General features: G+C 61.4%; 21 protein-coding genes. 16 read left to right on the top strand and 5 right to left on the bottom strand.

Annotated elements, in window-relative coordinates; translation table 11 throughout:
- Positions 1-3 precede the first annotated feature (3 nt).
- The 3 genes from GV829_RS01075 to tgt all read left to right on the top strand — a co-directional run bounded on the left by GV829_RS01075 (position 4) and on the right by tgt (position 3,433).
- Positions 4-1,431: an MBOAT family O-acyltransferase gene (locus tag GV829_RS01075; protein ID WP_169943424.1), complete on the top strand. Its 1,428-nt coding sequence runs from the start codon at positions 4-6 to the stop codon at positions 1,429-1,431.
- 326 nt (positions 1,432-1,757) lie between these two features.
- Positions 1,758-2,240, top strand: a complete 483-nt coding sequence (locus GV829_RS01070; RefSeq protein ID WP_169943423.1) for a hypothetical protein — start codon at positions 1,758-1,760, stop codon at positions 2,238-2,240.
- A gap of 44 nt (positions 2,241-2,284) precedes the next feature.
- Entirely contained in the window at positions 2,285-3,433 is a 1,149-nt protein-coding gene (gene tgt / locus GV829_RS01065) for a tRNA guanosine(34) transglycosylase Tgt (RefSeq protein ID WP_169943422.1), read from the top strand.
- Between the two features lie 10 nt (positions 3,434-3,443).
- Here the strand turns inward: tgt and GV829_RS01060 are convergent, their stop codons facing one another.
- Positions 3,444-3,695: a NepR family anti-sigma factor gene (locus GV829_RS01060; protein WP_246202934.1), complete on the bottom strand. Its 252-nt coding sequence runs from the start codon at positions 3,693-3,695 to the stop codon at positions 3,444-3,446.
- Positions 3,696-4,106: 411 nt separating this feature from the next.
- Here GV829_RS01060 and GV829_RS01055 point away from each other — a divergent pair, with 411 nt between their 5' ends.
- The 9 genes from GV829_RS01055 (at position 4,107) to xth (ending at position 12,826) form a co-directional block, all read left to right on the top strand.
- On the top strand, positions 4,107-4,910 hold the full coding sequence (locus GV829_RS01055) for a response regulator (protein WP_169943421.1): 804 nt from the start codon (positions 4,107-4,109) through the stop codon (positions 4,908-4,910).
- Between the two features lie 273 nt (positions 4,911-5,183).
- Positions 5,184-5,765, top strand: coding sequence for a sigma-70 family RNA polymerase sigma factor (locus tag GV829_RS01050; protein ID WP_169947785.1), 582 nt, complete (start codon positions 5,184-5,186; stop codon positions 5,763-5,765).
- Between the two features lie 77 nt (positions 5,766-5,842).
- Complete coding sequence (locus GV829_RS01045) at positions 5,843-8,629, top strand: bifunctional [glutamine synthetase] adenylyltransferase/[glutamine synthetase]-adenylyl-L-tyrosine phosphorylase (protein ID WP_169943420.1); 2,787 nt, start codon at positions 5,843-5,845, stop codon at positions 8,627-8,629.
- Positions 8,619-9,080, top strand: a complete 462-nt coding sequence (gene bcp / locus GV829_RS01040) for a thioredoxin-dependent thiol peroxidase (protein ID WP_169943419.1) — start codon at positions 8,619-8,621, stop codon at positions 9,078-9,080. Before GV829_RS01045 ends, bcp begins: the two co-directional genes overlap by 11 nt.
- A 23-nt stretch (positions 9,081-9,103) precedes the next feature.
- On the top strand, positions 9,104-9,856 hold the full coding sequence (locus GV829_RS01035) for a sulfite exporter TauE/SafE family protein (RefSeq protein ID WP_169943418.1): 753 nt from the start codon (positions 9,104-9,106) through the stop codon (positions 9,854-9,856).
- Positions 9,853-10,650 carry a ferritin-like domain-containing protein gene (locus GV829_RS01030; protein WP_169943417.1) on the top strand — a complete coding sequence of 266 codons (798 nt, stop codon included), beginning with the start codon at positions 9,853-9,855 and terminating at the stop codon, positions 10,648-10,650. Before GV829_RS01035 ends, GV829_RS01030 begins: the two co-directional genes overlap by 4 nt.
- Positions 10,651-10,775: 125 nt before the next feature.
- Positions 10,776-11,540, top strand: coding sequence for a M23 family metallopeptidase (locus GV829_RS01025; protein ID WP_246202932.1), 765 nt, complete (start codon positions 10,776-10,778; stop codon positions 11,538-11,540).
- Between the two features lie 103 nt (positions 11,541-11,643).
- Positions 11,644-11,991 (top strand): HesB/IscA family protein, encoded by a 348-nt coding sequence (locus tag GV829_RS01020; protein WP_169943416.1) that lies wholly within the window; start codon positions 11,644-11,646, stop codon positions 11,989-11,991.
- A 52-nt stretch (positions 11,992-12,043) separates the two neighbouring features.
- The gene (xth, locus tag GV829_RS01015; RefSeq protein ID WP_169943415.1) at positions 12,044-12,826 is read left to right on the top strand and encodes an exodeoxyribonuclease III; all 783 of its coding nucleotides are present in this window, start codon (positions 12,044-12,046) and stop codon (positions 12,824-12,826) included.
- 25 nt (positions 12,827-12,851) lie between these two features.
- Here the strand turns inward: xth and GV829_RS01010 are convergent, their stop codons facing one another.
- Positions 12,852-13,052, bottom strand: coding sequence for a hypothetical protein (locus GV829_RS01010; protein WP_169943414.1), 201 nt, complete (start codon positions 13,050-13,052; stop codon positions 12,852-12,854).
- A 177-nt stretch (positions 13,053-13,229) separates the two neighbouring features.
- Here GV829_RS01010 and GV829_RS01005 point away from each other — a divergent pair, with 177 nt between their 5' ends.
- Positions 13,230-14,306, top strand: a complete 1,077-nt coding sequence (locus GV829_RS01005; RefSeq protein WP_169943413.1) for a calcium:cation antiporter — start codon at positions 13,230-13,232, stop codon at positions 14,304-14,306.
- Positions 14,307-14,317: 11 nt separating this feature from the next.
- On the opposite strand, the gene GV829_RS01000 is transcribed toward GV829_RS01005, so the two are convergent.
- Entirely contained in the window at positions 14,318-15,475 is a 1,158-nt protein-coding gene (locus tag GV829_RS01000) for an N-acetyltransferase (RefSeq protein ID WP_169943412.1), read from the bottom strand.
- Positions 15,476-15,680: 205 nt separating this feature from the next.
- Here GV829_RS01000 and GV829_RS00995 point away from each other — a divergent pair, with 205 nt between their 5' ends.
- Positions 15,681-16,796: a fatty acid desaturase family protein gene (locus GV829_RS00995; RefSeq protein ID WP_169943411.1), complete on the top strand. Its 1,116-nt coding sequence runs from the start codon at positions 15,681-15,683 to the stop codon at positions 16,794-16,796.
- 6 nt (positions 16,797-16,802) lie between these two features.
- On the opposite strand, the gene lptG is transcribed toward GV829_RS00995, so the two are convergent.
- Together lptG and GV829_RS00985 are read right to left on the bottom strand one after the other, a co-directional pair.
- Complete coding sequence (gene lptG, locus GV829_RS00990; RefSeq protein WP_169943410.1) at positions 16,803-17,912, bottom strand: LPS export ABC transporter permease LptG; 1,110 nt, start codon at positions 17,910-17,912, stop codon at positions 16,803-16,805.
- Positions 17,909-19,123 (bottom strand): LptF/LptG family permease, encoded by a 1,215-nt coding sequence (locus GV829_RS00985; RefSeq protein ID WP_281356156.1) that lies wholly within the window; start codon positions 19,121-19,123, stop codon positions 17,909-17,911. The genes lptG and GV829_RS00985 overlap by 4 nt, the downstream gene beginning before the upstream one ends.
- A 228-nt stretch (positions 19,124-19,351) precedes the next feature.
- On the opposite strand from GV829_RS00985, the gene GV829_RS00980 reads away from it, so the two are divergent.
- Together GV829_RS00980 and GV829_RS00975 are read left to right on the top strand one after the other, a co-directional pair.
- On the top strand, positions 19,352-19,873 hold the full coding sequence (locus GV829_RS00980) for a DUF2141 domain-containing protein (protein ID WP_246202930.1): 522 nt from the start codon (positions 19,352-19,354) through the stop codon (positions 19,871-19,873).
- A gap of 1 nt (position 19,874) precedes the next feature.
- Positions 19,875-20,846, top strand: a complete 972-nt coding sequence (locus GV829_RS00975; protein WP_169943409.1) for a diacylglycerol/lipid kinase family protein — start codon at positions 19,875-19,877, stop codon at positions 20,844-20,846.
- The last annotated feature ends 7 nt before the right edge of the window (positions 20,847-20,853 follow it).

The raw sequence follows: 20,853 nt of genomic DNA, 5'->3' as shown, positions 1-20,853 counted from the left end.
AGGATGCTGTTTCCGACACTGACATTCCACATCTTCTTTGTGGTGACATTTGCCCTTATCTGGCTGTGTCGCGACAATGAATGGCGGAAAATCCTCCTTCTGGTTGGCTCCTGGATATTCTACGGCGCGTGGGATTGGCGCTTTGTCGCACTGCTCATCGCATCTGGCCTGCTCAACTGGGCAGTCGCCGAGTTGATCTTGGCCGCCAAGCAACGTGCCAGGAATGGTGAGGGCTGGCCAGGTGCAGCGAGGTTCTGGTTGGTCACGGGCGTGGTAGCCAACCTGACCATTCTCGGCTTTTTCAAATATTATGGCTTCTTTCTGGAACAGCTGATTGCTCTGCTCCACAGCGCCGGCTGGGAGCGCGATGTGCCGATCATGCAAGTGATTTTGCCAGTAGGCGTATCTTTCTTCACCTTTCAGGGCATGAGCTATCAGATCGATATTTATCGGGACAAAACCGAGCGTGCCTCGTTGCTCGACATCACCCTCCTGATGAGCTTTTTTCCGCATCTGGTCGCAGGCCCGATTGTTCGCGCCAGCCATCTCGTTCCCCAGTTCCGCGCCATTCCAAAACTGACTGTGTCGATGGCTGCCGCTGGCCTCACCCTAATCCTTTGGGGGTTGTTCAAGAAGACAGTGATCGCTTCCGAATTGGCAACCAATTTTGTCGATCCGGTGTTCTTTGATCCATCAGCCCATGGCAGTCTTGACCTGTTGCTTGGCGCCTACGGCTATGCGGTCCAGATCTATTGCGACTTTTCGGCCTATTCAGACATGGCGGTCGGGCTGGCAGCCTTGCTGGGTTATCGCTTCCCATGGAACTTCAATCAGCCTTATCGTGCCGCTACGCTTCAGGACTTTTGGAGGCGTTGGCACATCAGCCTTTCGCAATGGCTGCGGGATTATCTGTACATCAGCCTGGGTGGCTCGCGGCATGGAACAGCGCGGCTCTACTTTGCCCTGTCGATGACCATGTTGCTCGGTGGCCTCTGGCATGGTGCAAGTTGGAACTTTGTGATCTGGGGCGCGATCCATGGTGGTGTGCTGGTGGCAGAGCGCGTGTGGTGGAGCGTGCGCAGGGATGGTTGGCCCAAGGCGCCACATTGGCTGAGCATCTTCTTCACTTTTCATGTCGTCACACTGGCCTGGATATTCTTCCGCTCTGCCGAATTTGGCGATGCCATGGCGTATCTGGAAGGCATGGCGGCCTTGCGCGGAGGTGCGGTGACAGCGACGCCGTTGATGGTGCTTTTGATGCTCATTGGCTTGTCCTTCCACTTTTTCCCGCGTGATGGTGTGCAGCGGGCGGCGGTGTGGCTGCGGGCCGTGCCGGCTTGGCGGGCGGCCATCATTTGTGTGGCGGCACTGGTGTTGCTTGAAGCGATGCGGCCTGACGGGGTGGCACCGTTTATCTATTATCAGTTCTGAGCGGGGTTGAGGGGATGGCGAAGGCGGCTTCCGGAGGGACGAAAGGACGGCTTGGCGGTGGCGCGGCCGGTGGAGAGAGGATTCAGCGGACGCGGAAGAGGCGGCAGGCAGAGGGCCAGGTAGAGCGGGAAAATGCCCCTGAGTCCCAGCTATCGACGCCGCCCAAGAAAACAAAACAAAATACTGTAAAGACAAAAGAAAAGGTGAAATCCGAGGCTGTTGTCAAATCGCCGAAGGCCGTGCGCAAACCCTCCCCGGCAGTGCGCCAGGCGCGTGCCAAAAAGCCTGTTGCCGGATCGCCCGTTTCCCCCGCTGTGCCGGCACCCGTGACAACTGCTTTGACAGCCCCGCTGGCGGAGACTGCAGAGCGAACAGCCATCGCACAGGCTGGTGTCGAACCGGTGTCAGCCAAGGCGGCGATCAAGGCGCCTGCCACCGATGCCCATGTTGATGACCTGCCCTGGGGTGAGTCGCCTGCTGATCTGCCTCTACCGGAAACGGGTGAGCAGCCCGGCCTCGGCTGGATGGCGCAAGTGCTGGTGCTGACGTCGGTCCTGTTGGTGCTGCTCAACAGCTTTGCGGTGGACAAATGGGCGAGGTCGCTCCCTGTCAACGCCTATAGTGGCCGAATAATTGATGCGGCTGATGCCTGGCATGGCGCAATGGACCGTATCCATTTCAACTGGCCGCTCGAAACCGGCCGGACCGGCTGGCATTGGCTGAAAGCCCAGAATTGGCCTGGCGCCGCAGTGACGGAAGAGGATTCCGCATCCTCCATGCAGCCGACCGGATCTGGTGAGCCGGGCTAAACGGCGCTCGACTTGCGCATTCCCGACGCCTATTTGCGCCGGCCATGCCCCAGCGTTTTGCCTTTTCTGTCCATGCCACCGACGGCCGCGCCCGGACCGGTACGATTTCAATGCTGCGCGGAGATATCCGAACGCCGGCGTTCATGCCGGTGGGAACAGCGGCGACGGTCAAAGCCATGCGCCCGGCAGAGGTGCGGGCGACCGGTGCGGACATCATCCTGGGCAATACCTATCACCTGATGCTGCGACCGTCGGCAGAGCGGGTGGCGCGGTTGGGCGGATTGCATCGCTTCATGGGATGGAACCGGCCAATCCTGACCGACAGCGGTGGCTATCAGGTGATGAGCCTTTCCGCGCTGACCAAGCAAAGCGAGGACGGCGTGCGCTTTGCGTCCCATATAGATGGATCCCGGCACATGTTGACGCCGGAGCGGTCGATGGAGATTCAGCGACTGCTGGGGTCAGACATTGTCATGGCATTTGACGAATGCCCTCCCAATGGCGTCGATGCCGAACGGGCGCTGGCGTCGATGCGGCGATCCATGCGCTGGGCCAAACGCTCCCGTGACGGATTTGATGCTGGCGGCGAGCATGCTGAGCGGTCGGCGCTGTTCGGCATCCAGCAGGGCAGCCTGGATGAGACATTGCGGCGTGAGTCAGCCGAGGCGCTGATCGACATCGGTTTTGACGGTTATGCCATCGGCGGTCTGGCGGTGGGTGAGGGGCAGGAAGCGATGTTTGGCGTCCTCGACTATGCGCCGGGCCAGCTGCCTGCGGACAAGCCGCGCTATCTGATGGGCGTGGGCAAACCCGATGATCTGGTCGGAGCGGTTGAGCGGGGGGTCGACATGTTCGATTGTGTGCTGCCGACCCGTTCGGGCCGCAACGGACAGGCCTTCACCTGGAGCGGACCGATCAATATCCGCAATGCCAAGTTCGCCGAAGATCTCGCCCCGCTCGATCCGCGCTGCACCTGTCCGGTGTGTGCTGGCAGCGAAGAGTCGCCAGCGGCAAGTCGGGCCTATCTGCACCATCTGGTCAAGGCCGGCGAAATGCTGGGCGCGATGTTGATGACCCAGCACAATCTGCATTTCTATCAGGCGTTGATGGCGGCGATGCGCAGTGCGATCAGTGAGGGGCGGTTTACCGCCTTTGCCAGTCAGTTCCGCGCTGATTATTACCGCCAAGGCTGATGGACGCCGGTCAATCCAGCTGGCGCAACAGGTCCAGGATCGATTCCGGCACATCTTCCTCAAGCGTCGATTCATAAGCGCGACGCAGAGAGGTGCCGATATGATCGATGGTCGGGCCGTTGCCGGAGGCGGCACCGCCCTTGTGCCGGACAGTCGCCACAACCCGTGCCGGGGTCGTTCCGGGGCGGGATGATTGCTTCACCACTTCGTCCGATCCGACAGTGGAAACGACCTGCGACTCCGTCCCGATTGTGGGCGGCACTCTATGTGACCCGGACGAGTTCGACAAATTCCGCAATCCTTTGCCGCCGCTTCTGTACCTTCCCTAACATGTTGTCATGTGCGGGCAAACTGATCCTGGCAATCCGTCCGGGACAGCCGGTCCATCAGGACGTCAATCGCCCCGGCCCACTGGTCGCCAACGCTGTGCCGGCAGGAAGGAAACCGGGCTGCGGGCCGGTCGCCATATTCCCACTGGAGGCACTAAACGAGCGTTGTTGAGGATTGTTCCCTGTTTTCAGCAATAGTGGAAAAATAGAGGAATTTAGGGAGAATTTGCAAGCCTTCGGTGTCGAAGCGCTTGTCGTGAGGCATGGTCTTAGCCATGTTGTCGTGGCCGGGCAGCTGTGCGCCGCACGGCCGCAGACAACCATCAGACAGCAGGAAGCATGTGATGTCCCTAGGCCAGAAGCTCGCCCCCCATCTGTCCTTGTTGCGGCGCTATGCGCGCGCGCTTACGGGATCGCAGGCGAGCGGCGATGCCTATGTGCGTGCGACGCTCCAGTTGATCATAGAAACGCCCGACAGTTTCCCCGCCGGTGATGTCCGCATGGGGTTGTATCGGATATTCCAGCAGATCTGGTCTGCGTCACACGATCGTGAACCAGCCGGTGACGCTTATGGTGCGGAGTTGAGCGATGCGGCCGAAGTGGCCCGTGCCCGTTTGGCGGCCGTGACGCCGCTGTCGCGTCAGGCCCTGCTTCTCAGTGCGCTTGAGGGATTTTCCAATGCCGACATCGCCAGTCTGATCGATGTTGATGTGCGCGAGGTCGACCAACTGTTGGCCGATGCACTGGTCGAGATTGACCGGCAGACCCGTTCGCGCGTGCTGATTATCGAGGATGAACCAATCATCGCGATGGATATCGAGTCCATCACCCGCGACATGGGCCATGACGTGGCCGGCATAGCCGTGACCCGCAACGAGGCGGTTGCCTTGGCGCAAAGCAAAAGGCCGGGTCTGGTGCTGGCGGACATTCAACTGGCTGATGACAGCTCGGGCATCGATGCGGTTGCGGACATATTGGCCGACATGGAAGTGCCGGTAATCTTTATCACTGCCTTTCCAGAACGGCTGTTGACTGGCCAGCGAACCGAGCCGACATTCCTGATCACCAAGCCATTTCAGGAACATACGCTGAAGGCAGCTATCGCCCAGGCACTGTTTTTTGACAGGGCAACCGTTCCGGCGGCTTGAACCGTCCTGCGCGCGGACGGCGGTTGCCCAAAGGGCTCAACCGCTATGACCGGCCCAGTTCATCCCGCCTGTGGAACCTCTCCCCGCTTGGTGCTTTTTATCCGATGGTCGGAGGTTCACCCCGTCTCGACGGGGCGATCCAGACAGGGCCGCAAGAGGGGATGTTGATTGTTGCCATCGAAGCATGTTGCGGCGGGCTGCGAAGCCGCTCCGGCAGACGATGTCGGCGCAACCATCGCTGACGCAACGGCAGGCTCATCAGTCGACTCACCCATGCAACCACTCAGCGATGAGGCGTTTCGTAGCGAACTGGCCGCGGTTATCCCGCACCTGCGCGCCTTTGGCCGATCCTTGTCGGGGTCACGCGATCTGGCCGATGACCTGGTTCAGGAAACATTGCTCAAGGCGTGGAGTGCCCGGCAGCGCTTCCAGGCAGGTACCAACATGCGTGCCTGGACGTTCATCATCCTGCGTAACGTCTTTTTGTCGCAGATGCGGCGCAATCGCTTTCGTGGGGAATGGGACGATATTGCGGCAGAGCGGGTGTTGGCCGCTCCCGCCGAGCAGGACAAGCAGGTTGAACTGGCGGATTTGCACAGGGCCATGCAGATGCTGCCGCCAGCGCAACGCGAAGCGCTGATCCTGATCGGCGCTGGCGGCTTTGCCTATGAGGAGGCGGCCGCCATTTGCGGGGTTGCGGTCGGGACGATCAAAAGCCGGGTTGCCCGGGCACGCAGTGCGCTGGACAAGATCATCAATGAAGGGACCCTGATGCGCCGCAGCGCTGATGATCTTGGTGGAAGTGAAACCATGCGCGAGTTGTTGCAACAGGTTGACCAGATTTCCGGGGAATGACCCGGGCCCCGCAGCAGGCCGCCGGGCATGCGCCATTTTGCTTGCCAGCTGACCGGCAAAAGGCCAGTTGCCACGACATGGTTGACCCGATTGTCCGCCCGCCGGCTGATAATGGCCGTGCCGCCCGCGCCGACGCGCTGGACCGCGTCCTGGCCCACGCCCCGTTCCTGTCGATGCTGGCTAAACAACAAGCTGATCTGGCCACATGCTTTGTTGACGCCGGAACACCAGCCGCACTTGCTCGATGCAGGCGGATCGAGGATGTCGGCACTTGCGATGGCGCCGCGATGATGGCCATGCTCCGGTACCGCCGCGCTGACCTGGCGCTGGTATTGGCGCTGGCTGACCTCGCGGGTGAGCATGACCTGACCCAGACCGTGCATGCCCTGTCGGACTTTGCCGATGAAGCCTGTGATGCGGCCCTTGCCGCAGCCTTTGCCGAACGGGCACCGGGCGAAGCGGTTGGTGGATTTGCTGTTGTGGCGTTGGGCAAGCTGGGCAGTCGTGAACTCAACTATTCGTCGGACATTGACCCCATCTTGTTGTTCGACCCCGCAACATTGCCACGCCGTGCGCGCGACGAACCGGGCGAGGCGGCGGTAAGGATGGCCCGCCGCTGGATGGAAATATTGTCGGCGCGCACCGGTGACGGGCATGTCCTGCGTGTTGACCTGCGGCTGCGGCCTTCGCCGGAGGTCACACCGATCATCCTGCCGGTCGAGGCCTGCATTTCCTATTATGAATCGCAGGCTTTGGCATGGGAGCAGGCCGCCTTCATCCGGTCCCGCGCGAGCGCAGGTGATCGCGCATTGGGCGGCTATTTCCTGCAGGCTATCCAGCCGTTCATCTGGCGGCGAAGCATGGACTTTGGCCAGTTGCGTCGCATTGCCGACATCACCAACCGCATTCGCGGCCATTATGCCGATGGACAGACATTCGGTCCCGGTTTCGACCTGAAGCGCGGGCGGGGCGGCATCCGTGAGGTCGAGTTTTTCGCGCAGGTCCAGCAACTGATCCATGGCGGGCGCAACCCCGCCCTGCGGTTGACCGACACGCGTGAGGCGCTGGCTGCCCTGGCCGATGCCGGTCATGTCGAGCGGCAGGTTGCGGCGATGCTGAGCCGTCATCTCGAAACCCTGCGGGCGATCGAGCATCGGTTGCAGATGGTCGCGGACCAGCAAACCCATGAACTGCCTGCCACCGCTGAGGGGCTGGCCAATGTCGCCGGGTTGCACGGTTTGCCGGATGGTGACGCCTTGTTGACGCTGTTGCGCCCCTGCGTCGATGATGTCGGTGCGCAATTTGACACGCTGGTCGGTTTTGGTGTGGCAACCGACAAGGACCGGTGGCCGAGCGACAGCATGCTGTCTGCCGAGAGGGCGCGGACGGCGGGTTTTGCGGATGGGGAGGCTGTTTCCCGGCGCATCGAGGAATGGCGTGGCGGCGGATTGCGCGTGTTGCGCAGTGCGGCGGCACGCGAGGCGTTGGAAGACGCCCTGCCAGCGCTGATCGCCGCGCTCGGGAAGGCAAGCCGTCCCGACGAGGCGCTCTCCCGATTTGACGGATTGGTGGCCGGATTGCCGAGTGCGATCAATTTCTTCAACCTGCTGGCAGCGCGGCCCCAGTTGTTGGCGACGCTTGTCGCCGTGCTGACCCTGGCGCCCGCGCTTGCCAACGACCTCGCCAACCGGGCCGAACTGATCGAGGGCCTGATCGACGCCAGCGTGTTCAACGAGGCCGCGTCGCGGACGGTGCTGGCATCCCGGATGGCGGCGGCACCGGCCGATGATTATGAACAGACGCTCGATCATGTGCGCCGGGTGGTGGGCGAACACCGCTTTGCCCTGGGCGTGCAACTGGTCGAAGGAACCTGTGACCCGCTGACCGTGTCGCGCGGCTACGCGGACATTGCGGATGCTGCCGTCGACAGGTTGACCGCAGCGACAGTCGCCGAGTTTGAACGGCAGCATGGCCAGGTGCCTGGCAGTGAATTGTTGATCCTGGCCCTGGGCCGCTATGGCGGACGCGCGCTCACCCATGCGTCCGATCTTGACCTCATCCTGTTGTTCACCGGCAATCAGATGGCGGAATCGGATGGCCGGCGACCGCTCAATGCATCCACCTATTTCAACCGACTGGGACAGAGGGTCGTTGCGGCCCTGTCGGTGCCGACGGCGGCCGGACGATTGTATGAAGTGGATGTCCGATTGCGGCCGCAGGGCAATCAGGGCCCGCTGGTTGCCGCGATTGACGCCTTTGAACGTTATCAGCGCGAAGATGCCTGGACATGGGAGCATATGGCACTGACCCGTGCCCGCCCGGTCTATGGCTCACCCGAGGCACAGGCTGCCCTGCAGCGGATTATTGACGAGGTGCTGACGACGCCACGGGAGCACGGGCGGTTGATTGCCGACATCTCCAAGATGCGTCGCGACATGGCCCGGCACAAGCCGCCCAAGGGGCCACTTGACGTAAAGCTTATCCCCGGCGGTCTGGTCGATTGCGAGTTTGCCATCCATGCGACACAGCTTGACCACTGCACCGGCTTTGACCCGCGGCTCAACGTCGCGGTTCAGAAGCTGACCGATGCGGGCCTTTGTCCGAAAGAGGTGCGGCCGGCGATGGACCTGATGGGCCGGATGCTGGTCAGCCTGCGGCTGATGGCACCCGATGGCACCTTGGCCGAGGATAAGGAAACCCAGGCGCGGATTGCCCACGTCTGCGGCTTTGTTCTTGGCGAACGTGAAGGCAGCTCCGGCGACTGGCCTGCCCTGCTTGCTGCCTATGACGAAGCGCGGCAGACGGTCGGCGGGTGGTGGGATTCGATTCGCGACGATGAAGGAGCAGGCGACAATGCTGAATGAAGGCGACCGCATGCCGGCGGCGACACTGATGATGAGCGATGGCAGCACGGTCAATCTGGCCGGGCTCGAAGGCCGCGCGCTGGTCCTCTATTTCTATCCCAAGGCAGACACGCCTGGTTGCACCAATGAGGCCAAGGACTTCTCTGCGCTGGCCAGCGACTTTGACGCGATTGGCGTGCGGGTGATCGGCGTCAGCAAGGACAGCCCCAAGAAGCTCGCGAAATTTGCCGACAAGTACAGCCTCAACCTGCTGCTGGGGTCCGACGAGCACGGCCATGTGACCGAGGATTTCGGCGCCTGGGTTGAAAAGTCGATGTACGGCAAGACCTATATGGGCATCGAACGCTGCACCTTCCTGTTCAATGGCGACGGGACGCTGGTCCGGCAATGGCGCAAGGTGAAGGTCAAGGGGCACGCCGACGAGGTGCTGGCGGCGGCCAGAGCGATATGAAGTGACGCTTGGGTGGGGCGAGCATGAATAGCGCGATAGCGGCCTTTCTGCTCGTTACCGCCTTTTTCACGGCATTGCTTTCCGGCGTGCTCGGCATGGCCGGTGGGCTGGTGCTGATGGGCGCGCTGGCGCTGGTGCTGCCGGTGTCGGCGGCCTTTGTGACGCACGGCATCCTGCAATTCGCTGCCAATGGCTGGCGGGCCATGCTTCACCGGCGGCATGTCAGCTGGCCGATTGTCGGTAATTATGCGCTGGCGTCGGCGGTAGCGGCCGGGGTTGTGGCGCTGATCGCGTGGGTGCCGTCGAAGCCCTGGCTGTTCCTGTTGCTCGGGCTGGTGCCGATGCTGGTGTGGCTGCCCAAGGAGCGGCTGCAGCTTGACGCGGCGCGACCGTGGCAGGCGCGGGCGTCGGGATTCATGGTAACCGCGCTCAATCTCAGTGCAGGCGTGGCCGGGCCGTTACTCGACATATTCTTTGTCCGCACAGATCTCAGCCGCCACCAGATTGTTGCGACCAAGGCGGCGACGCAGGTGTTTGCGCATCTGGCGAAGATAGTGGTGTATGGGCTGCCATTGATCGGGGCGGCAGGGTCCGGGGCTTTGCCACCGTTGTGGCTGTTCGCGATCGCCATTCCGCTGTCGGCGCTGGGGACATGGTGCGGCGGCAAGATCCTCGACCGGATCAGCGACGTCAATTTCAAGCGGGTGACAGCCTGGGTGGTGACGGCTATCGGCGTGCTTTACCTTTACAAGGCGGCGGTCCTGTTCCTGTCATGAGCGAGATGGAAGATGTGAGGAGCCGCATTCGCGCGGTGCTGCTGATCGGCGAACCGCAGGCGCATGTCATGGCGACCCGGGCGCTGGTGCGGGACTGGCGCAAGGGGCGCGTGGCTTGGCGCTTTGATGGTGCATTGCCCAATGCGCCAGAGCGACCTGTGCGGCCCGAATTGTTGCCGCCCAATGCCATGCCAAAGCGGGGCAAGGTGGGGTCGCTGCGGTCACGCATCGCGATGATCCATGCGCTGGCGCATATCGAATATGTGGCGATTGCACTGGCACTCGACATGGCTGGCCGGTTCGGTGGGGAATTCCCGCGCCAATTCGTTGATGACTGGCTCGGCGTGGCGGCCGACGAGGCGATGCATTTCGCCCTGCTCGACCGGCGGTTGCGGGCGCTGGGCCATGCCTATGGAGACCTGCCGGCGCATGACGGATTGTGGCAATCAGCCGAGGCGACGGCGGGTGATGCCCTTGCGCGGTTGGCGGTGGTGCCGATGGTGCTCGAGGCGCGCGGGCTGGATGTGACGCCCGCGACAATCGAACGATTCGCCAGTCAGGGCGATGCGGCGACGGCGCGGGTGCTGACCCGCATCTATCATGATGAGATTCGCCATGTTGCGGCTGGCACGCGGTGGTTCGAATATGGCTGCGAACGGGCCGGTCACGATTCGGCGCAGCATTGGAAAAAACTGATAAATGCGGGCTTTCGAGGCGCGCTGAAGCCGCCATTCAACGACTCGGCGCGCTCTGCTGCCGGTTTGACGCACAACTATTATGCGACAGTTGCGTGATTAATCTTTGAACATCAGGAAGGTTCCCCAAGCGGGGATCGGAAAAAACCGACCCTTCGGGAAGACACTTTCGGTTTCAGGTTGGCGACAGGACCAGCATGTGCCGGGCAACATTTCGGGGTCGCATGACTGTCCAGACTGGCTTGAATTTCCGACGCATGGTCGCTTGTGCCATCGCCGCTATCGGCCTTTCCCTATCGGCTCCGGCCTTGGCATCGAACGATGAAGTGCCGGTCGATCTCGACTCGCCCGAAACCATTGTCGACACAGTTGAAGCTCAGGCCGCCGTGGACGCCGCCGATGCTGCCGCAGCGGCCTTTGCCCGCGTGACCCCGGGCCTAGCCCAGCGGTTGCAGGGTCAGCAAACTGGCGACAGCCAGTTCCGGTCGCTGTTCACCGCCATCCGTGAAATGGAAGGCACCGCGTCTCAGCCGATTTCAATTCCGTCGCGCCGTCCGGTCGATTCGATGACTCTGACGTCGTCGTTTGGCACACGCAACGATCCTTTCAGTGGTCGCCGCGCCCGCCACAACGGCATCGATATTCCCGGTCCGGTTGGTACGCCGATCTATGCCACCGCCGACGGCACTGTCGGTCGCGCCCAGCGTCTGGGCGGCTATGGCAACTATGTCGAGATCGAGCATGGTTATTCGCTTCAGACCCGCTACGGCCACCTGTCCGCGATTGCCGTGACGTCTGGCCAGAAGGTGCGCCGGGGTGACATCATCGGTTACATGGGTTCCACCGGCCGGTCGACCGGCTCGCACCTCCATTATGAAGTGCGTATTGCCGGTGCGCCGCAGAACCCGCTGCGCTTCATCGAGGAAGATAGTGTGATCGTCGCCGCTGCTGGCCATGGCGCCACGGCCTTGGGCGGTCCGCGCGAGTAATCGTTCAGGATTTTATCATTCTCTGCGCCCCGGTCGAAAGCCGGGGCGTTTGCATTTGCGCGACATGCTTGTCGGTTCACGCCGTTGCACCTATCTTGCAGCCATGACCGAGACTTTGAACCGCGAAGACATTGTCCTGTTGACCGCTGCGGCCGCCGCGCGCGTCCGTGCGATTGGCGACAAGCTGGGCAAGCCGGCCCGATTGCGGCTGTCAGTTGAAGGCGGCGGCTGCTCTGGCTTTTCCTACAAGTTCGGCTTGGCCGAAACGGTTGACAGCGATGATGTCGTGACCAGCACAGATGGCGCGGACCTGGTTATCGACATGGTGAGCCTCGACCTGCTCAAGGGCAGCCAGGTGGATTTCGTCGACTCGCTCGGCGGTTCCAGCTTTCAGGTCACCAACCCCAATGCAACAGCCGGTTGTGGCTGTGGTTCGAGTTTTTCGATCTAAATCACAGCGACTGCCACTGGCACGCTGACGCAAAGCCGCTACAACGGCCGGCATGAAAATCGCCACCTACAATGTGAATGGTATCAAGGCGCGATTGCCGCGCCTGATCGAATGGCTGACCGAAACACAGCCCGATGTCGTGTGCCTGCAGGAACTGAAAAGTTCAGACGAGACGTTGCCGATCAAGGATGTCGAGGCGGCCGGCTATGGCGGTGTCTGGCATGGGCAAAAGGGCTTCAACGGTGTCGCCATTTTGGCGCGCGGGGCCGCGCCGGTTGAGGTGCAGCGCGGGTTGGAGGGCGATCCCGAGGATGTGCAGAGCCGCTATATAGAGGCTGATGTGTTCGGCATCCGGGTGGCGGGCATTTATCTGCCCAACGGCAATCCGCAGCCGGGTCCGAAGTTCGATTACAAACTGGCGTGGATGGAGCGGCTGCGCAAGCGGGCGCAAGCGTTGCTGGCTGAAGAAGTCCCGGCGCTAATTGCTGGCGATTTCAATGTCATCCCCAATGATGACGATATATACAAGCCAACAGCGATGGCCGATGACGCGTTGATGCAGCCCGAAAGCCGGGCTGCCTATCGACGCCTGCTGGGAGATGGCTGGACAGACGCCCTGCGCCGCCGTTACCCGGCGGGTGGCGTGTGGACCTATTGGGACTATCAAGCAGGGGCTTGGCAGCGCGATGCGGGTTTCCGCATCGACCATTTGTTGCTGAGCCCCGCTCTGGCGGACCGGCTGACCGACGCCGGTGTCGACAAGGATCATCGCGGCCGGGAAAAGGCGAGTGACCATGCAGCCACCTGGATAAGGTTGCATGATCACCGCGACTAGTATCGGCCTGATCTGGAACCGCCGCTCAGCGTCTGTTGTAGATGTCGATGACCATCCGCTCGATACTCTCGATCTTTTCGAGAATCTTGTAGAGGGCGCTGCTGATGGCAGTGGCGATCAGGCAGGCGAAGAAGGGTGGCCAGCCCATTTCGTCGACCTGAAAAAACAGGAAGAAAGTGGCAATCGCGCCCACAATTGTAGCAGCGCCCAGCACAAAAGCAGTCATTTGATCGGTCCCCGTTGTCAACGCTTCGATATGGCATTTTGAGCAGTTGAAACCAGCCAAGGGGAACAAGTCAACGGGCCCGGTAGGACTTGTCACCGGCATTTGCCGTCACTGGCTGTCTGCCGGGGTTGCAATGACCATGGTTGAAAATGAGGCCGTTCAACCCATTTGCGGTAAATGGGCAAACTCACGCGGCACTGGGCGAACATTTTTCCTGTTGCCGGATCGCTGCTTGCCATCCTTTTGTTCGTCTGGACGCCACCAACCCTTTTGGCGGCACTGGTACTGGCCGGTGCCGTGGCGGCGGCGGTGCATCACGCCGAATTGATCGCCCACCGCGTCGGTGAGCCCTTTGGCACACTGATTCTGGCGGTGGCTGTCACGGTCATCGAAGTGGGCCTTATTCTTTCGCTGATGCTGAGTGCACCTGATGGTGGGGCGTCGGCGTTGGCTCGCGACACAGTGTTTGCTGCGGTGATGATCATTCTCAACGGGCTGCTGGGCCTTTGCCTGCTGTTTGGCGGACTGAGCCACCGCGAGCAGAGCTTCCAGCAATCGGGAGTCAGCGCCACACTGGCGGCCCTCAGCGCCCTGACCGTGCTGGCGCTGGTATTGCCAAACTATACCACCAGCGAGCCAGGACCCGTCTATTCCTCGGCCCAGCTGGCCTTTGTCGGCGTGGTCTCGCTGTTGCTCTATGGCACTTTTGTGCTTGTCCAGACGGTGCGCCACCGTGACTATTTCCTGCCGGAGGGCGACGCATTGGATGATGCCGATGCCCATGCGCCAACACCGTCGGGCCGTCGGGCCGCCGCGTCATTGGCGATGCTGGTGCTGGCTTTGATCAGCGTGGTGGTGCTGGCCAAGGGTATTGCCCCGGAAATAGAGGCCGCTGTCGCTGCGGCCCGGTGGCCCCATGCCATTGTCGGCGTGGTCATTGCTGCGGTTGTGCTGGCGCCCGAAAGCATCGCCGCCGTGCGGGCCGCACGGGCCAATCGCTTGCAGACGAGCCTCAATCTGGCGCTCGGCTCGGCCATGGCGACCATTGGCCTGACCATCCCGGCTGTGGCGGCAATTTCGATCATCTTTGCCTTGCCCGTCGCCCTTGGCCTTTCCGCCAAGTCGATCGTGCTGCTGGTGCTGACGCTGCTGGTTTCCTCGCTTTCGCTGGCCACAGGAAAGACCACCGTTCTGCAAGGTGTGACACATCTTATCCTGTTCGCGGTCTTCCTTTTCCTGACGATCGTTCCCTGACGAGCGGGGTGTCAGATCATCTTCTGGTAGATGCGATAGGTCTTGTCGATCGTCCCGCCAACCGCTTCGCCGACGCTGGTCATGCCGCGGTTGCTGGCGAGGACCCAGCCGAAATCGCCATGGGTGGCGCCGAAATTGCCGACCGCGTCGCGGCGGATATATTCGACAAGCATCAGAGCGAGCTGGCTGGCGGTGCGGCTGCCCTGCAGATGTTTGACAACGCCCATCAGCGGCACGCGCATCGTCCTGACCTTGGGCGCTCGCATCCACCACAACAGCCGGGCCCAGTTGAACGGAAACAGTGAGCCGTCAAAATCGCGCAGCTTTTCGTTGAGGTCGGGCAGGGTCATCATGAAGGCCACCGTTTCCCCATCGATCATCGCGAAGCGGACAAGATCCTCATAGACGACATCCTTCAGCTTTTTGCCCGCATAGGCAATTTCAGCGTCGGTCAGCGGCACGAACCCCCAATTGTCGCTCCACGCATTGTTGAGAATTCCGAGCAGCAGCTTGGCTTCCTCATCAAAGCGGCTCTTGTCAGCCTTGCGGATGGTGATCTTGCCGGCCTTTTCGCCCATGGCGACAATGCGATTGGCAAGTTCGGGCAGGCCGTCGTCGATGCTGATGCCATAGGTGTACAGGTCCTGTACGCCTGCATGGCCGTGCGCTTCGACCCAGTCCTGATAGGCATCGATATTATAGCCCATCATGATCGTCGGCGGATTGTCGAATCCGCCAACCAGCAGCCCGGGTTCATCCCACATCGACAGGCTGACCGGTCCGATCATCTTGTTCATGCCTTCGGCACGGAGCCACTGTTCGGCGGTATCGAGAAGGGCAGCGGCGACCGTGTCATCCTCTGCCTCGAACAGGCCCCAGAAGCCGGTGCCTGGACCGAACCCCTGTTCAACAGGTTGTTCATGGGCCAGGAAATCAATGTGGGCGCAAATCCGGCCGACTGTGCGTTCGTCCCTCCGGGCGAGGAAAAGCTGTGCCTGGCCATGGCCGAACCAGGGGTTTTTCTTTGAGTCGAGGAGGCCGTAAACCTCCATCTTCAATGGCGGAACCCAGTTGGGATTGCCTCGGTTCAGGCGATAAGTCAGCTCAACAAATTCGCGGCGATCGGTCTTGCTGGAGACCTTGACGATCTGGATTTCCGACGCTGCCATCCCATCTCTGTCCCATGCTATGCCGCCGACGCAGTCGGCAAAAGGTGAATGCAGCGAAGGCCTAGAGCAAGGGTAGCCGTGCGGCAAGTCGCCGCTGGAGTGCCCATCGCTTGCCTTGATGCTGCCATGAACCGGGCTTAGCGATCCCCGACAAACAGCCATAAATGGTTGATTTCGTCCGGGGGAGTTTCGACAAGGACCCACGATGAACCAGTCGCCTGCCTTTGCCCGTTCCATTGCCCCGTCCGCCGAGGTGCCTGCACAGGCGTCTGTTCCGGGAGCAGCCTCTGCCGCCCGCGGCGAGGATATGGCGATGATCCGCGCCGCCGCCGAGCTGACGCGAGATCTCAATACGCCCAGAGCCTCCATCTATTGGCCAGACATGCTTGGATCTGCGACAGTCGGCTATGGCGCGATGGCTGTAGCGGTAATGACATCGTCGGTTCCGCTGATGATTGCCGCTGCGATCATTTCGGTTCTCGCCCTCTACCGGGCGGGCCTGTTCATCCACGAAATCACGCATATGCGGCTGTCAGCCGTGCCGGGTTTCTGGACTGCTTGGCATATTGTCGTCGGCGTGCCGCTGTTGATGCCATCGTTCATGTATGAAGGCATCCACAACATCCACCACATGCGCAAACGCTATGGCACCATCGAGGACCCCGAATATCTGCCGCTGGCCCTGATGAAGCCATGGACGTTGCCGCTGTTCACGCTGGTGGCGGTGCTCGGTCCCTTGGCTTTGCTGTTGCGCTACGGTTTGTTGGGACCGCTATCCCTGTTTATCCCGCCGTTGCGTCGTCTTTTGGTCGAGCGTTATTCAGGGCTGGTCATCAATCCTGCCTGGCGCCGCAAGATGCCCGAAGGCGAAGCACGGCGGAAGTGGCTGATCACCGAAGTGGCGGCCAGCGTGTGGGCGATAACGCTCATCGCGATGGTGGCAACGGGCACGCTGCCGCTGCGCGATTTTGCCATCATGCTGGCGATTGTTTCCGGATCGGTGGTGCTTAACCAGATCAGGACGCTTGTTGCCCATTTGTGGGAAAATGGTGGCGAAGAGATGAGTGTGACGCAGCAGTATCTCGACAGCGTCAATGTGCCGGAGCCGGGGATTTTGCCGGCGCTGTGGGCGCCGGTTGGCCTGCGTTATCATGCCTTGCACCATCTGTTGCCGGGGCTGCCCTATCATTCGCTGGGTGAAGCGCACCGGCGGTTGAGCAAGGCGCTTGGAGCCGAGAGCAGCTATCACAAGGCAAGCTACGCCGGACTGCCGGGCCTGTTGGCTCAGCTGTTCGCCAGCACGCTCAAACAGGGTCGTTGAACTGTCCTATTCCTCGCTCCTGACCAACACCATTTCGCCGATCATCAGGAAGAGCAGGAACGGGCCCCATGCCGCGAGCAGTGGCGGGTAGGCGCCGAGATTGCCCATGGCGAGGCCGAAATTGTCAGCAACGAAAAACAGGAAGCCGAGCGCCATGCCGATGACGGCACGAACGAACAACTGACCGGAACGGGCCAGGCCAAAGCCGGCGACCGCGCCGAGCAGGGGCATCAGCACGGCAGAGAGCGGCCCGCTGATCTTGTGCCACAAGGCCGCTTCCAGAGGGCCGGTGGGTTTGCCAGCCTCTTGCAGTTCGGCAATGGCACCGCGCAGTGACGCGAAGTCGAGATCGTCGCCTTTGACATTGGCGAGGGTGAAGCGGTCCGGTGTCACCCCCTGCGCGGCCATGACAGTGCCGGCTTCGCGTAGCTGACCGTTGGCGACATCAAATTGCCGGGCTTGCTCCAGCCGCCAGCTTCCGGTGCTTCCATCGCTCACCCAGGTGGCGCGGGGTGCCCGGATGATGCCAACCAGGCCATTGTCCTGTCGGCGGAAAATCTCGACATCACGCAGAACTGTCGCTGCTCCGCGACCGCTCACCATCCCGGCGTGAATCAAATCGCCGTCGAGCCGGACCCAGACGTTGGCCCGCGTCCCACGATCAGGCGGGACACGGGCATATTCGACCTTTTGCCAGGCGCTGAGCACCGCATTTGAGCGGGTGACGACCCGCTCGTTGAAGATGAAACTGATCCCCGCGACAAACAGGCTGGCGACGATCAGGGGAGCGAGAATCTGGTGCGCCGACATGCCACCAGCCTTCATCGAGATGATCTCGCTGTTCTGGTTAAGTGTGACGAGAGTCACGAGTGTGCCAAGCAGCACCGAAAAGGGCAGAAAACGGGCAATGATCTGGGGCAGGCGCAATCCGGCATAGCGCCAGACATCGGCGTCGGTATTGCCGGGAATTGCCAATATCTTGCCGCTTTCACCCAACAGATCGAGCGTCTGTAGCACAACGACCAGCATGGCAAGGATGACGAAGCTGCGCACCAAAAACAGACGTGCGACATACCAACCGAGTGTTCGCGAAGGAAAAAATCCGGTCAGTTTCATGATGGTTCACCGCTTCCCGGCCGTCGTTTCCACAGCCGGCTCACGAAGGCGGCGAGTTTGGCAAAGCTGCGTTCGAGTGCCCCGATTGGTTGGCCGCCGGGAACATAGGCCAAGGTGTGGAACATCCACAATGTCATCCCGGTGAACAGGAAAAAGGGCACCCACAGGGCAATAATGGGATCAATGCCGCCCAATGCGCCATAGCTTTCAGCATATTGGTTGAGCTTGTGCTGGGTCACCAGAATGACAATCGACAGCATCACGCCGAGCGCCGATGTCGAGCGTTTAGGCGGCACAGCCAGGGCGATGGCGAGCAGTGGCAGAACCAGCATCGCCGCCACTTCAACAAGGCGGAAATGAAAATTGGCCCTGGTTTCGAGCCTGGTGGCAAGGGGGGTCGCCTCACTCGAGCCGACCTGCGCCAGTTCGGGGATGGTCAGTTCACGGTCTGCACCGCCGCGGCGCCGGAACGCCTCAATCTTGGGCAGATCAATCGGCAAATCATGTGAGGAAAAGGTGAGGACACGCGGTGCCGGAAAGCCCGGCGCATCATGCACCAGCATCCCGTCAGTGAGCCTGAGAACAATGGTGTCGGGATCGCCGGTCGCGAGAAAGCGGCCTTCGCGCGCGCTGGCCGAAATTGTCTGGCCATTGGGTGCGACGGCATGGGCAAAGATGCCGCCCAATCGGCGCCCTTCGTCACTGCTCGATTCAATCCGCAACGTCAGGCGTTGACCCAGCGATGTGAATTCGCCGACCTTGATCGAGGCGCCAAGCGCGCCTGATCGCAATTCGAACTGGAGCCCTTCATAGGCATAACGGGCATAGGGCTGGATGAAGCCGACAATGGCAAGATTGAGGGCTGCCAAGGCGATGGCATAGGCATAAGGTGCCTTGAGCAGCTGCCCATAGCCAAGACCGACTGCCTTGAGCACATCCAGCTCGGACGATGTTGCCAGCTTGCGAAAGGCCAGCAGGATGCCGAGAGTCAGGCCAATCGGGATGCCGAGCGAAAGATATTCCGGAATGAGGTTTGCCAGCATCCGGAAAACCACGCTGACCGGTCCGCCTTCGGTGGTCACGAAGTCGAACAGGCGCAACATCTTTTCGAGCACGAGCAGCATCGCCGACAGAACCATTGTGCCGGCAAGCGGCACGGCGATCAGCCGGGCGATGTAGCGATCAGTCGCTGTCCAGGAAAAGAAGCGCAACAGGGTCAATATCTCCGAGCAGATCGCCTAGCCCAAAGCGCGGCGCGGAGAAAGGGCCGATGCAAAGGCCGGCCCGGACTCTACTTTTTGGAGGTCGCCACCAAGCCACCGCGGCATCGCCCCCATTTGGCCGCAAAGTCCCGCGATAGGGGAGGGGATAACAAGGGGGTCCCTCGTGCGCTTGCCCGCCAACCGGCGGAAGGCGGACGCCGTCAACACGGAGAGACCATGAAGATGAAGTCTGTTGCCAGCCTAGCCCTCGTCGCGGCGCTTTCCGCGGCTTTGGTCGTGCCAGCGTCGGCGACTGCCATCGGCCCTCATGCCGCGCGTTGCGAGAATGGCGAGGCGTCAGTCATCGTCAATGTATCAGGATTCCGGGCGCGCACCGGTACCATCCGGGTACAGCTTTATGCTTCCAATCAGCGGACTTATCTGGAGCGGCGACAATGGCTGGTCCGGGTTGATTTGCCCGTCAGCCGCGCTGGCGACATGCCGATCTGTGTACCGGTGACTTCAGCCGGGCGCTATCTCGTCTCGGTCCGCCATGATGTAAATGGCAATGGTGATTCCGACCGGTCGGATGGCGGCGGCTTTTCCGGCAACCCCAATGTCAGCGTGCTCGACATGGTTTTCCGTCGGAAGCCGAACCTCAATCGCATCTCGTTCAACGTCGATAATGCCCCGGTGCGGGTCAATGTCGTGCTCAATTATGTCAACGGAACGCGCTTCGAGCCGGTCAACAGGAGCTGAGATGGTATCGGTTGCCCTCTTGTCGAATCCCCGTTCGACGGGCAATCGCGCCCAGTTGCCCCGCATCCGCGCCTATTGTGCCAGCCGGCCCGACATTTTCCATTATGAGGTGGAGCATGTCGACCAGATTGGTGCTGCACTGGCATCGATTGCGCTGGTGAAGCCCCGTGTCATCGCCGTCAATGGTGGCGACGGTACGGTGCAGGCAGCGTTGACTGAGCTCTATAATGGCAAGCATTTTCCGGAAGGCGAGGTGCCGCCGGTGGCGGTGCTGCCCAATGGCAAGACCAATTTGATCGCGCTCGATCTGGGTGCCACCGGCGACCCGCTTGAAGCTCTGGACCATGTTGTCGGACTTGCCGCCCATGGTCAATTTTCGGGGCATATCGTCGAACGGGAGCTTATTTCGCTGTCGAACGGCAGCAGCGACAAGCCTGTGCTGGGCATGTTCCTTGGAGGTGCCGGCCTCGCTGATACCATCCTCTACTGCCGGCACAGCCTTTATCCGCTCGGTCTCCCCAATGGCCTTGCCCATTTTGTCGCGGCGATTGCCACGTTCGCGTCGCTGGTGCCGGGCCTGCGCCGCCTTGTTCCGCAACGATCCAGCCCGGTCACGGTAACGGTCCGCCGCCATGATGCGATCCGTGGCCGCTTTGCCGTGCTGATTGTGACCACGCTCGACAAATTGTTGTTCAATGCGCGCACGGGTGACGGCGCCGGGCCGGGGCGGATGAAACTGCTGGCGGTCAACAATGATCTGGGCGCGCTGGTTCGCATGGCGCGGGTGGCGCTGTTTGGTGTGCTCGGCAAGGACAAGGTCAACGGCCTGCATTTCGAACAGGGCGACACCATCTGCATCGAGGGTGAGCGGTCGAGCGTCATCCTCGATGGCGAGATCTTCGAGGCGACCACCGGTCACCCGATAACCTTGCGATCGACCAATCCCGTCCCCTTCCTCAAGCTGGCCGCCTGAGGCATAG

It is taken from the genome of Sphingomonas lacunae, from assembly GCF_012979535.1.
Lineage (GTDB): Bacteria > Pseudomonadota > Alphaproteobacteria > Sphingomonadales > Sphingomonadaceae > Sphingopyxis > Sphingopyxis lacunae.
The sequence above is the reverse complement of the archived record's forward strand: the minus strand, read 5'-3'. Positions and strand labels throughout refer to the sequence as shown.